11 protein-coding genes are annotated in these 13,414 nt (G+C 39.0%); 4 read left to right on the top strand and 7 right to left on the bottom strand.

Annotated features, from left to right (window positions below):
* Nucleotides 1-88: 88 nt before the first annotated feature.
* The 5 genes from mnmG to M23134_RS12850 form a co-directional block, all read right to left on the bottom strand.
* Entirely contained in the window at nt 89-1,951 is a 1,863-nt protein-coding gene (gene mnmG, locus M23134_RS12870) for a tRNA uridine-5-carboxymethylaminomethyl(34) synthesis enzyme MnmG (protein ID WP_002696703.1), read from the bottom strand.
* Nucleotides 1,952-2,189: 238 nt separating this feature from the next.
* A complete protein-coding gene (gene efp, locus M23134_RS12865) occupies nt 2,190-2,756 on the bottom strand; it encodes an elongation factor P (RefSeq protein WP_002696702.1) in 567 nt (188 codons plus the stop codon).
* 209 nt (nt 2,757-2,965) lie between these two features.
* Nucleotides 2,966-4,378, bottom strand: a complete 1,413-nt coding sequence (gene hslU, locus M23134_RS12860) for an ATP-dependent protease ATPase subunit HslU (protein WP_002696701.1) — start codon at nt 4,376-4,378, stop codon at nt 2,966-2,968.
* A gap of 251 nt (nt 4,379-4,629) precedes the next feature.
* A complete protein-coding gene (locus M23134_RS12855; protein WP_002696700.1) occupies nt 4,630-5,499 on the bottom strand; it encodes a hypothetical protein in 870 nt (289 codons plus the stop codon).
* Nucleotides 5,500-6,388: 889 nt separating this feature from the next.
* Complete coding sequence (locus M23134_RS12850) at nt 6,389-7,105, bottom strand: hypothetical protein (protein WP_002696699.1); 717 nt, start codon at nt 7,103-7,105, stop codon at nt 6,389-6,391.
* 404 nt (nt 7,106-7,509) lie between these two features.
* Here M23134_RS12850 and M23134_RS12845 point away from each other — a divergent pair, with 404 nt between their 5' ends.
* From M23134_RS12845 to M23134_RS12835, 3 genes are all read left to right on the top strand, one after another.
* Nucleotides 7,510-7,785, top strand: coding sequence for a co-chaperone GroES (locus tag M23134_RS12845; protein WP_045113505.1), 276 nt, complete (start codon nt 7,510-7,512; stop codon nt 7,783-7,785).
* 94 nt (nt 7,786-7,879) lie between these two features.
* Nucleotides 7,880-9,526 carry a chaperonin GroEL gene (gene groL, locus M23134_RS12840; RefSeq protein ID WP_002696697.1) on the top strand — a complete coding sequence of 549 codons (1,647 nt, stop codon included), beginning with the start codon at nt 7,880-7,882 and terminating at the stop codon, nt 9,524-9,526.
* A gap of 193 nt (nt 9,527-9,719) precedes the next feature.
* Nucleotides 9,720-10,181, top strand: a complete 462-nt coding sequence (locus M23134_RS12835; protein ID WP_002696695.1) for a hypothetical protein — start codon at nt 9,720-9,722, stop codon at nt 10,179-10,181.
* 2 nt (nt 10,182-10,183) lie between these two features.
* Here M23134_RS12835 and M23134_RS12830 read toward each other — a convergent pair whose 3' ends face one another.
* Entirely contained in the window at nt 10,184-11,287 is a 1,104-nt protein-coding gene (locus M23134_RS12830) for a helix-turn-helix domain-containing protein (RefSeq protein WP_002696693.1), read from the bottom strand.
* 62 nt (nt 11,288-11,349) lie between these two features.
* Nucleotides 11,350-12,042 (bottom strand): antibiotic biosynthesis monooxygenase family protein, encoded by a 693-nt coding sequence (locus M23134_RS12825; protein WP_157558468.1) that lies wholly within the window; start codon nt 12,040-12,042, stop codon nt 11,350-11,352.
* 560 nt (nt 12,043-12,602) lie between these two features.
* Between M23134_RS12825 and M23134_RS12820 the strand changes: the two genes are divergently transcribed.
* Complete coding sequence (locus M23134_RS12820; protein ID WP_157558467.1) at nt 12,603-13,301, top strand: hypothetical protein; 699 nt, start codon at nt 12,603-12,605, stop codon at nt 13,299-13,301.
* Nucleotides 13,302-13,414: the final 113 nt, after the last annotated feature.

The raw sequence follows: 13,414 nt of genomic DNA, 5'->3' as shown, positions 1-13,414 counted from the left end.
GATATTATTACTGTATCGTAATGCCTTACATTGGTTTACAAAAAAGCGGAGGTGATACCTCCGCTTTTTGTTTATGTATATTTCTGAACTAACGCCCCAGGTACACCATTAAAATAGAAATGTCTGATGGTGATACGCCACTAATGCGTGAAGCCTGCCCTATAGTGTCAGGGCGAATAGTTTTGAGTTTTTCACGTCCTTCAGACGAAATGGCTTTGAGGTTGTCATAATCAAAGCTTACAGGAATCCGAAAACCTTCCAGTTCATACAGCTTTTGCGCCATTTTTTCTTCTTTGTCAATATAAGAAGCATATTTGGTCAAAATCTCTACTTGCTCTACTACTTCGTGATCAAACTGGTTTAAAAACTCTGCAACGCTTCCTTCCAAACTCCTTAGCTTTTCGAAACTTACTTCAGGTCGCTTTACCAGGTTGATCAAAGCCGATTTTTCTTTGATAGAGGCAGTACCCAAGGTTTCTAAGTGGTTGTTAATCTCGTTGGGTTTGTATTTGATCTTTGCCAACTCTTCAGACATTTGTTTGATTTGCCCTCTTTTTTCCCGCACGCGTTGCATACGCTTTTCTGAGGCAAGCCCTAGTTTGTAAGACTTTTCAGTCAATCGCAGGTCAGCATTGTCCTGACGCAACAAAATACGGTATTCAGCCCTTGAAGTAAACATGCGGTAGGGCTCATCTGTGCCCTTATTGATCAAATCATCTATCAATACTCCAATGTATGCTTCAGAACGACTCAAAATAAATGGGTTTTCTTCTTTTACCTTTAAATGAGCATTGATTCCTGCCATCATTCCCTGACAAGCCGCCTCTTCGTAGCCAGTGGTTCCGTTGATTTGCCCAGCAAAAAATAAGTTTTCAACCAGTTTGGTCTCAAGCGTCATTTTCAATTGGGTAGGCGGAAAATAATCATACTCTATGGCGTATCCAGGGCGAAACATTTTGGCATTTTCGAAGCCTACAATACTGTGTAAGGCTTCATACTGCACCTCTTCGGGCAACGAAGTAGAAAAACCATTGACATATACTTCTACTGTATTCCAGCCTTCGGGCTCTACAAATATTTGATGACGTTCACGCTCGGCAAAACGATTGATTTTATCTTCGATAGAGGGACAATAACGAGGACCTATGCCTTTGATACGCCCCGCAAACATAGGAGACTTGTCAAAGCCTTTCTCTAGTATGGCGTGTACTTTTTTGTTGGTATAAGTAATATGACAACTCCGTTGCTCTTTGAGTTTGGGAGTATCAGTATAAGAAAACTTACCAGGATCTACATCTCCGGCTTGTTCTTCCATTACCTCATAGTTGATCGAGCGGGCATCAACACGTGGAGGGGTTCCGGTTTTCATTCTTCCTGCCTCGAAACCCAACTGCACCAACTGTTCGGTAATCCCTTTAGAAGCTCGTTCGCCTGCTCTGCCTCCTCCAAATTGTTTTTCTCCTATGTGAATCAGGCCATTCATAAAAGTGCCACTGGTGAGAATCACTGAGTTACTTAAAACCTCAAGCCCCATAGAAGTCACTACCCCACTTACCTGGTTGTCTTTCACGACCATCCCCACCACCATGTCTTGCCAAAAATCTACATTGAGGTTTTGCTCCAAGGTAATTCTCCATTCTTCGGCAAAGCGCATTCTATCGCTTTGGCAACGTGGACTCCACATAGCAGCTCCTTTGGATCGGTTCAACATTCGAAACTGAATCATTGTTTTATCAGTGACAATGCCGCTCATACCGCCCAATGCATCTATCTCTCTCACAATCTGTCCTTTAGCTACGCCACCCATGGCCGGGTTACAAGACATTTGAGCGATCTTGTTCATATCCATGGTAATCAACAAAACTTTAGAACCCAGATTGGCAGCAGCAGAAGCTGCTTCGCACCCTGCGTGCCCCCCTCCTACTACTATAACATCATACTTTGGAAACATGGCATTCAATAATTTCAACCTAAACGCTTTGTGTACCCGCTTAGGTCAGTTATGATCTAAAAATTTTACAAATATAACAAAAATCAATGGATAAGGTTCAAAAGTAGGTTTCAGGCATTGAGGTGAGGCTTTACCTTGCTACAGTCATAGTAAAGCAATGGCACAAAACCACCTAAAAACAACAACCCTGCGCAACAAGTGGTTACACAGGGTTATTCAGAACTTGATAATTGTTTATTTATTTTTTTACCCGTTCTACATACTCTCCGGTACGAGTGTCTATTCTTACTATCTCGCCAGTGTCTACAAACAAAGGTATTCTTATTTCGGCTCCTGTTTCTAAAGTCGCAGGTTTTAGGGTGTTGGTAGCCGTATCGCCCTTAAGCCCAGGTTCGGTATAAGTTATTTCCAACTCAACAAAGGTAGGTGCTTCAGCGAAAATAGGATTTTCGTCAGAGTCGAAGCCTACGCTGATCAGCATCTCTTCTTTTACAAACTTAAGGGTATCGCCTACCAACGAGCCATCAATCATTGTTTGCTCATAAGTAGTGGTATCCATACATACCAAAGCATCACCTTCTTTATAAATATATTGAAGCTCTTTAGTTTCTACACGCTCCATATCTACGGTTTCGCCTGAGCGATAACGGTGTTCGATGATTTTGCCAGTACGGATATTGCGTAATTTTACATGGTACATAGCGCGGGTTTTGTTAGGAGTTACATGCTCGTATTCCATCACTACGCCCAACTCACCATTTAACCGGATAAATGCACCTCTTGAAATATCTGAAGTAGTCGCCATAAATTCTATGTTTTGATTCTTATGAGTGGCAAAATTAAGATTTTTCTTTTTAGCGACAAGCGATAAGCTACAGGCAACAAGCTTCAAGTTCAGGCATTTTTACACTTTCGCTCTTTATGGGCATAAAAAAACCTTGAGTATTATCATTGAAAATAACACTCAAGGCTTACTTTACCAAAGCTATAAGCTTGTAACTAGCAGCTCATGGCTTAAAGTATAAACTGACTCAAATCTTTATCCTGTACCAGGCCAGCAAGTTTTTCTTGTACCATATCTTTGGTAACCAAAATCTTGGCATTGGGTCCAATCACATCGGGTACGTCAAATAAGAAGTCGTTTAGCAGATGACTCATGACAGTATGCAGGCGACGTGCACCTATGTTTTCTACCTCAAGGTTGATCTGGTAAGCCATTTCAGCAAGTTGCTCTAAAGCATCGTCTTGAAAAGCAAGCGATACTCCTTCGGCATGTAACATTGCCTCATACTGCTTAGTCAAAGCATTTTTCGGCTCTTTCAAAATTTGGTAGAAGTCTTCTTTGGTCAAGCTACTAAGTTCTACCCTGATTGGGAAACGTCCTTGCAATTCAGGGATCAAATCAGAGGGTTTAGACACATGAAATGCCCCAGCTGCAACGAATAAAATATGGTCAGACTTAAGTACTCCGTATTTGGTATTGATAGAACTACCTTCTACTATAGGGAGCAAATCACGTTGTACACCTTCACGGCTTACATCAGGTCCACTGCCTCCGCTTGAACCACGGGCAATTTTATCGATCTCATCTATAAAGATCATCCCGGTGTTTTCAGCTTTCTTTAAGGCTTCTTCTTTTACCTCATCCATGTCGATGAGTTTGTTTACCTCTTCTTCCAACAATATCTTACGTGCTTCGGCAATCGTTACCTTTCGTTTTTTACTTTTCTTGGGCAACATTCCATTAATCATCTCCTGGATGTTCATCATTGCCATTTCGTCCATTCCTGGTCCTACCATTCCGACGTTGCCCATGCCATTTTGCGAAATATTGATTTCAATTTTTCGCTCATCCATTTCACCATTCCGAATTTTCTCGCGGAAACGGTCACGGGTTTTTTCGTTCAACTCCTGATCATCCTTGCTCATTGACGAGGTTTCGTCAGGGGTGACATCCATTGTAAAACCAGTAAACGAATTTTGAGCGGAGGCATCACGTACTGGAGGAATAAGGGCATCTAATATAATTTCTTCTACAATTTCTGTGGCACGTTCTTGTACAGTTTCGCGCTTAGACGCCTTCACCATATTAATGGCTTGTTCTACAAGGTCGCGTACCATACTTTCTACATCACGACCTACATATCCAACTTCGGTAAATTTAGAGGCTTCTACTTTGGTAAAGGGGGCATCAGCTATTTTAGCTAAACGGCGGGCTATTTCGGTTTTACCTACCCCAGTAGCACCAATCATCAAAATATTGTTGGGTACTATTTCTTGCCGCATATCATCAGCACTATTCATTCGTCTCCAACGGTTACGCAAAGCAATAGCTACTTGTTTTTTTGCGTCATTTTGTCCTATGATATATTTGTCAAGTTCGGCTACGATTTCTCTTGGAGTAAGATGTTTTTGATTATCTGCCATATTGTTTTGTTGAAATTGTCTTCGTTTTATCTGGTAGTTTGCAAGATTTGTGAATATAACTCAAAATAAGATTTGTTATTGGCTGATCAATCCAATATTTAGATTGTGCTAAAATATAAATTGCAATGACCGGATTTGTTGAGTTCACAAAATCAAAAATTACTACAGGCAACTACCTTGAAAAGTTTGCCAAACTAGCAAAGTATGACAAAATGTCTTTCCAATAGGTAGACAAAAGTACAGCTATATCTCTAAAATTTATGTTTGCCTTGGGGGAATAATCGTTTGTAGTAGTTTTTCCAATGCAGTGCTTCTTCAGGGGTATCAGCACTCTTGTACAATTCGCGGCAAGCCTCCCATACATTAAAATCAATCATGTCTTCGCTTTCTCCGGCATCACGAGCTTTTACATAATACTCAATGGCTTGCTCATAGTTTGCCAAAAAAAACCAATTCGCGCCAATCAAGTTCAAACTGCTGGCTTTTTCTTCTGGATATTGCTCTATAATTTTTACCAAGAGTGTATTGCTATCTTCGTATTGCCCTTGATTAGACAAACGTGCTGCCAGATTAATCATTTGTTGATAGTTGGAACCAGCATCCATTGTCTGTAAAAATGCATCCTGGAGCTGTTGTGCCTCGGTAGGGTTTAACCCTGGCGGGCTACTGGATATTTTACCATATAAGTGGACATTAATTTTACCCTGTTCGAGAAAAAAGCCCAACTTGATATGAGGGTCTTGATTTACCCCTATAGGCACTCCTTGCTCTTTGAGCAGTCTCAACCCTTGGTAAAAGGCATCTACCAAATGTCGCGTATTGTATATGGCTTGTTCAAACGCCTCCGTACTATTTTGATGGGTAATCTCTAGTGCTTCTTGCATTTGTTGTATAATTCTATGCACAAAATCCTGTACTTCGATTTCGGGTAATTCAGCCAAGCGGGTAATAATCTCCAGAGAATTGCTCAAGCTTTCTGAGGGAGCCTGAAACTCTCCTGCTTGGTTCCACAAGTTTTCATCGGTATACGCCATAGCCAATGCCACTATTGAGTCATAGTATGCTTGCTTGGCAAATGCAATCATTGCAAGGTTTACCTGGCTGGTAAATTCATTGTTCATAAGTAAAATAGCGTTAGACTTGTTCGTATCTTAAACAGAGCTACTCTTACCAAATCAAATAATCTTTAATCACTGAAACACACCTCTCCATAAGCAACTTATTTGATTGATTTGTAGGTACTTTAAACTTACTAAAAAAAAATTTCAACAAAGATAACTTTTCGAGTCTTTTCAGTACATGTTTTATAAAATCATTCTTTTGAGGAAGAAGTAGAAGTTAAACAACACAAAATCTTTACTTTTCAGGTATTTTGTAGCACTAAGCCTTGACTGAATAAACGAACTATTCGAGCAGTATAAAAGTCATACACGAAAGTGATGCTCAACCCTATGTGCTTCCTTAACAAAGTCTTTATTTTAGCTTTAGCCTCTCCATACGGCGGAGTTGAGCAAAGCTCTAATTAACATGAGGTTAGTTTGCAAGCATACTGGTTCGCAAAAATTAAGGACATGCCTGATGAAACTTTAAAGGGGAGATGAAAAAATAATTGGAATAGGTAGAAAAGTTTACTGTCAAAAATTATCTGATTGACACGTTCAATTGTAAGTTTATAATCAAGCCCAACGTATAAGCCTAAGCTAATATAAAGTTAGACAAATTAAGTACCAAGGCAGCATTCAACATACCTAATGAGTAGGTGTACCATATTATGAGCAAGTTGTTTTTATAATTTATAGCTAATTACTTGCTGCTACTTAGGGCTAAAAAAACCTGTATACATAAGCCAGGCAAAGTTACGTTGTTTGGTTGTCTATTACACAAACAATGAATGAGTGCGTGAAACAACATTACCCCACCCGCTTTTTTGCTTCAGCAAAAAAGGCAGAAACCTGGTTATCTAAATCCCCCTGTTTCTGCCTCTGTTCTATTCTTTAATATTTAGATCATTCAATGCACTGTTGCCAGGTATTTCATGAGCATTCGCTTAGACACGGGCAACAAAGTAGCGTTTACCGGGCAAACCACTTGCGAGTTGATGAGGTAAGTTGCCGGATTAGGCAGTTTTTTGTACTTGCGTATCAACTCTAACTTTAAGCTCTCAAAGGTGCGTCCAATGCCCCGGGTAATGCTCTCAACAAAAGAAGTATGAATGCCCCGGTATTTTTCGTTGGCACTTTCAAATATAGAGACCTGATATTCATATACCTGCGTATCTTTTTTTCCTTGTTGCTGTAAAAAGAAATATCCTTCTTGAAAATGTAATGGTGTAATGCCCACTGGCAAAATTTCAATGTTTTCCTCTATATATTCAAAAATATCTTTGCCTTCGCTCAACATAGTCTTAAACTGAGGAGCAGCATACTCTATAATCGCCTCCAATTCATCTATAATCTCATCGCTTTCTACAATTTTTTTATAGTGCAGACTTAATGTTTCAAAATCAGCTTTCGACACTGTCTCAGGAAAACTTTGAAAGAGTACTTCTTTGTTTTCTTTAATTGCCAGTAAGTTTTTATAATGAAATACCATGTCTGACAAATAAGGGTATAAAGCCACCCTGTCAAATTGTTGTCTGATATCTTTTAGATAGGCTAACAAAATATACTTCTTGTACTCAAAGTCGATCAAATGAGAAGTTAGCCAGTCTTTATCTAATGCTTTCATATATCTTATTTATTGTTGGTAAATTTTGTCAGTACTTGAACTCCGACGGTTGTTTTATAAAAAACAACGTTTACAATTTATTATTATAAACAACAAGCATAAACACAACTTTTAAATGTAATAAATAAACATTTTAACGAATTATATTCTGATTAACACTGGATTTACAGAGGATACACGAATGTCATAGTTTGGCTGCATCATGTAAGAAAACAGTAAAAATGGCAGACTATTACCCACTCAAACTGTCAAAAAAACGATTGGCATAGGAAATGATAAAACAGTATCTAAACTAATCTTGGTGATAGGGTGAGTGTGCATATCTCATTACCTTGCCTCTGTCAACCATTAGTTTTTAGTATACCTTTGTTTCAATATTTTTAGTAAACTCAAATTATAAAAAAATGGCTTTGAATATTAAACCGTTAGCTGACCGAGTGCTTGTAGAGCCTGCAGAAGCTGAAGAAAAAACTGCTTCTGGTATCATCATTCCTGATACTGCTAAAGAAAAACCTCAAAGAGGCAAAATTGTAGCAGTTGGTAACGGTAAAAAGGACGAACCTTTGACTGTACAAGCAGGTGACCAGGTATTGTATGGTAAGTATGCTGGTACAGAAATTACCGTTGAAGGCAAAGAGTATTTGATCATGCGTGAAGCTGACATCTTTGCTATTGTTTAGGTTTTCTCGACAAACCAGATTTAGGCAGTAACCATTACTGCCAAACTATCAACTTTACTATTTTACAAAACGAATATAATAATCATTTTTAGTTATGGCTAAAGAGATATTTTTTGATACTGACGCTCGTGATAAATTAAAAAAAGGATTGGATACTTTGGCAAATGCCGTAAAAGTAACCTTGGGTCCTAAAGGAAGAAATGTAATCATCGACAAAAAATTTGGTGCTCCTTCCATTACCAAAGATGGGGTAAGCGTTGCCAAAGAAATTGATTTGAAAGACGCTATTGAGAACATGGGGGCTCAATTGGTAAAAGAAGTAGCTTCTAAAACAGCAGACACTGCTGGTGACGGTACTACTACTGCTACTGTATTGGCTCAAGCTATTTTCTCTGCGGGTATCAAAAACGTTGCTGCTGGTGCTAATCCAATGGATTTGAAACGTGGTATTGACAAAGCAGTAGACACGATTGTAGCTGACTTGAAAAAACAGTCTAACACAATTGGTGACAATGATATAAAAAATGTAGCTACTATTTCGGCTAACCAAGACGAAACCATCGGTACTATGATTGCCGAGGCGATGGAAAAAGTTGGTAAAGATGGTGTAATCACTGTTGAAGAAGCTAAAGGTACTGAGACTGAGGTAAAAGTAGTAGAGGGTATGCAGTTTGACCGCGGTTACCTTTCTCCTTACTTTGTAACCGACACTGAAAAAATGGAAGCTGACTTAGAGACTCCTTATATCTTGATCTCTGAGAAGAAAGTTTCTAACATGAAAGAATTATTGCCTGTTTTGGAAGCTGTTGCACAAACTGGCAGACCTTTGTTGATCATTGCTGAAGATGTTGATGGTGAAGCATTGGCTACTTTGGTAGTAAACAAAATTCGTGGTTCTTTGAAAATTGCTGCTGTTAAAGCTCCTGGCTTTGGCGATCGTCGTAAGGCTATGTTGCAAGACATTGCTATCCTTACTGGTGGTACGGTGATTTCTGAAGAGCAAGGTTACAAACTAGAAAACGCTGGTATCGATCACTTGGGTACTTGCGAAAAGATCATCGTAGACAAAGACAATACTACTATTGTAAATGGTAACGGTGAGACTGGTCGTATTGAAGGACGTGTAAACGAGATCAAATCTCAAATCGAAAACACTACTTCTGACTATGACAAAGAAAAGTTGCAAGAGCGTTTGGCTAAATTATCTGGTGGTGTAGCTATCTTATACATTGGTGCAGCTACCGAAGTAGAAATGAAAGAAAAGAAAGACCGTGTAGATGATGCATTGCACGCTACCCGTGCTGCGGTACAAGAAGGTACTGTAGCTGGTGGTGGTATTGCTTTGATCCGCGCGATTGATGCTTTGGACACTGTTAAATTTAGTAACGAAGACGAAGAGACTGGTGTTAATATCATTCGCACTGCTTTGGAGTCTCCTTTACGTACCATCGTTTCTAACGCTGGTTTAGAAGGTAGTGTAATTGTACACAAAGTACGTGAGGGCAAAGGTTCTTTCGGTTACAATGCACGTAGCGGCAAATTTGAAGATTTGGTAGCTGCTGGGGTAATTGACCCAACTAAAGTTACTCGTTTAGCACTTGAAAATGCTGCTTCTATCTCTGGATTATTGCTTACTACTGAGGCAGTAATTGCTGACGAACCAGAAGAAGCTGGTGCTGCTGGTGGCGGAATGCCTGCCGGAATGCCAGGTGGCATGGGCGGAATGGGTGGAATGATGTAAGCCCCCCTTTTGTCTTAGACAAAAAGCTATAAAAACTACGCCTCCTGAGAGTTGTTTCTCAGGAGGTTTTTTTGTTCCAAAAAATTGGTAGCAAGCAAAGGCTATTCATTGAAAACAATAAACAGCAAAAGAAAATAGTGATTGTACGATTGTTGCTAATTTTTGGGTAGCATCAAAAATCAGAACATTCACTATGAGCTATACAAAATCACCTGATCACTGTTTTTTTCAAAACAAAAATTATAACCTGTACCATATTGCTGAACTCAACTTGTTGATTGTAGAAGCCAGGGGGCTGGTACAATTAGCGTTTGCTCAGGAAGCTTGGTACAAGGCGATTGACAAAGCAGTAGAATTTAAAGCATTAAAATGGCTCATAGATGGATCGGCCATTGAACTTGTAGACCTCAAAGCCAGCGAATGGCTCAGCAAAGAATTGTTTCCTGTTTTGGGCGAAAAACTTGACTACCCAGGACAACGCATTACCGCAAATGTGCTTCCAGCACGTTTTTATGCCGAGATGAGCTCAAAAGACTTAATGAAGAAAAAACTGGAGCATGATACTACTGCCAGCGAAGGAGGTATACAAAGGGTTTTTCAAAATTTCAAGACTTTTGAGGAAGCTTATGAGTGGGTGGTGAACCATCAGGAATGAAATTATTTCTTGGCAAAATATTCGGAAGGAGAAGCTCCCATGAGTTTCTTAAAGGATTTGTTAAAGGTAGTTTTAGAGTTGAAACCTGCCTCTTGTGCAATACCAAAAATCGTAAATTTTTGTGCTTCTTCGGTCTGAGCCAATGCGATAAATTCTTTGATACGATAATAATTGACATACTCAAAAAAGGTCATACCGATTCGTTCATTTAACAAACGGGCAACTTCAGGATTGCTCACCCCTAGCAAACCGGCAAGCTCTGACTTCAACAGTTTGCGGTTGAGGTAAGGTTTCTTGTTTTCCATTAATTGTTCCAGCTTGTATTTTAGCTGGTCAAGGTCTTTTTGTGACAACCGAGAATGTGCATATTTTTTGGTTTTTACTACTGATGCCAACCTAAACAAGTCGGGCGCTGTCATACCATAATAAGCAATCAAAAGAATAATGAGAGCAATGCTCAACCAAAGGGCTTGTCGAGTGGTTTGGGCAATAAACTTATTCCCATAAATACTCATCAAATAAACCACCACCCAGCACAATAAACAGGCTCCTATGGCTATCAAAAAAGTCAGGAAAAACCGCGTTTTGACCACATAGCTCAACTCATTCTGTAGTTTTTTCTTAAAGGCAAAAAACAAACGGCAACTAAGCACCCAATACGTAATGTTGAACAACAAACCCACCCCTGCAAACCAAATAGACATTTGAAGTAGTTGCCCACTCTTATATTTGGCTATGTAGGCTTCTTTGGTAGGTATGATAAAAAACACCGTAATTAGTATGATATAAACCACCCCTGGAATATAATGCACCAAATCGCGATAACTAAAGCGTTTGTCAAACAAAGACGATCGGGTAAACAAATATATGGTAGCTCCAAACAACAAAATGGCAAACTCGGAAATGGTAATGAGTTTGAAGTTTTTGCCAAAAACCTCTGACATATACAACACCCGCCCTGTAAGTCCTACAGTTAACACCAACACAAAAACAATCAAATATTGGTTCAGGGTTTTTCTACGTGTGGGCGAAAAAAGGTAGATAAATATCAAAAACAGGCTTTGTAGGTAGCCAAAATATACCAATTGATTCAAAAAGTTTTGCATGCGCTCTAAAACCAATAAACAAAGTAGGCACTGTACGCAATGCCTACTTCTGACTCATAAAATTAAAAAATTTTAAACTGATGCACTTGTTTTACGGCTTGATGGTTCATTTTTAGATTGGCGCGATAAAACTGCTCAAACGCTGCTTTACTTTCCCACTGGGTAATGGTAAAATAATCAGGGTTATAATCATAACCAAAAGGCGAAACTCCTTGAGTAAGTTCCAGCTTAACCACTCCTTTTGACTGACGCACTTTTTTGCGCCAAGCTTGCTTAAACTCACGAAACCCTTGTGTATCTTTTTGCCAATAAGCAGTCAATACCGTGTATTTTTTCTTATGTACCTCAAAAGATATGTCTTTTTTTAATTCATAATAGGTGAGGTCAAACCTAGACCAAATGTTTCTCCTCTTCTGGTGAAAATCGGGGTAGTTTGCCTCTACATGCGCCAAAAACTTATTACGAAGGGCAAGATTGTCCCAATAAGCCAATATTACGCTCTGGGGGTGGTAGTTTCCCTGAGTAGGGCTTTCTTTTACAGGAAACCCTTTTAGGGAGTGGTAACCAAATTTTTTACCTATGGGGATAAATGTTTGAATGTAATTTTTAGTTTTTTCTTGTACACCTGGTTTCAGCCTCAACAACAAAAGATCAAACACCTGCCCTTTTTTTAGATGATAAGTGAGTTTGTCAGATTGGGCTGATAAAGTCAAGGTATGCACCCACATGAAGCACAATAACAATAATATTCTCATAAGTTTTTTTGTTTATATGATTTGTAATTCCACAAACCTATGAGATTGGTTAGATAACGAGAAATAAAACAAAGGCATAGGGGTACATATACGGTATATGTACTTTATTGCTATTGGTAAACAAAGGAAAAAAACAGTATTTAAGCACTTGCCAAACGCCTATTGACTAAATGGAAAGCCACTACACCATTGCCAAATGTTCACTATACATTCCACTGGTAATTAACACTTTGCAAAATTATTGTTTACTCAAAAAATCTCCTTAAGTAACGGACAATAACTTCTCTATTTAGGAAATGAATATTTTATTTTTCAACCGTTACTAAACCAACAATTGACTACATCAAAGTTGTTGCTTTTTGCATAAAGTCTCTGATGATTAATTCACAAAAAATTGTTAATGAAAAATATTACTTGAACTATCTCTTTTGGGTTGGTGTTTTGACGGTGGTAATTATAAAAAATAATGACTTTAGTAAGCTTGATGACAGTTTATAAAAATTAAATTGCTCAAGTTTGTACGACTGTTTTTTTATTTCATTCAAAAACCCTTTAATAAAATGATGAACAGACTCCTATCCACTCTTTTACTGGTATTGATTGCCAGTGGTTTAACTTACGCTCAAGACTCTCCGGCAAAATCGCGGTTCAGTGCCGACTTGGGCTTAAGTGTTGGTGCGCAACAATACGGCGGGCATGCCTGGTTATCTAATATGCATTTTTTGGGAGCCAAAAGAAAAATAGGTATTGGTTATGGTATTCGCTGGAGCTCTTACTTTGGTACAGACCAGAACTTTACCAGTGCTCCTCCCGAATTTGCTGGAAAAGCAGAAAAAGAAGGGACTTTGACGGTAGCCAATGCCCAAATTAACTCTTTGAACCTTGCCATATTTTTGCAATATAACATTACCTCAAAACTAGAAGCGGGATTTAACATCGATGCCATTGGGTTTAGCTTTGGCGAAGAACAAGGCAGTGCTTTTGCACCTCCAGGTACAGGTACCAGCAATACTGCTGCTTATTTGGCCAGCCCCACTTCTACCAATATTTTGCTGGTAGGAGCCAATGATCGTGGCTCGCTTTATTCTGAGTTTTTTGTTCGTTATAAACTCAACGACCGCCTGGCAGTCAAAGCCGCTTTTAGTTATTATTTTTTAGAATATACCACCAGTCAGCCTATAGCTGCCAACGATGACAACGACCGTTTTCGTAACAGCGCTTCTATGGTGGGGCTTGGGGTCAGCTATACAATTAAGTAATTGCCTAAATTAAGCGACGTGTTCGCCCCTGAGAAAAATACTTATAAAACCCTCAACAATAATGGCCTGGTTTGGCTTCAAGCCTTATTGCCATATTTTGTTGAAAAATAACC

Source organism: Microscilla marina ATCC 23134 (genome assembly GCF_000169175.1).
Taxonomy (GTDB): domain Bacteria; phylum Bacteroidota; class Bacteroidia; order Cytophagales; family Microscillaceae; genus Microscilla; species Microscilla marina.
This window is presented reverse-complemented; position numbering and strand designations above follow the sequence as displayed.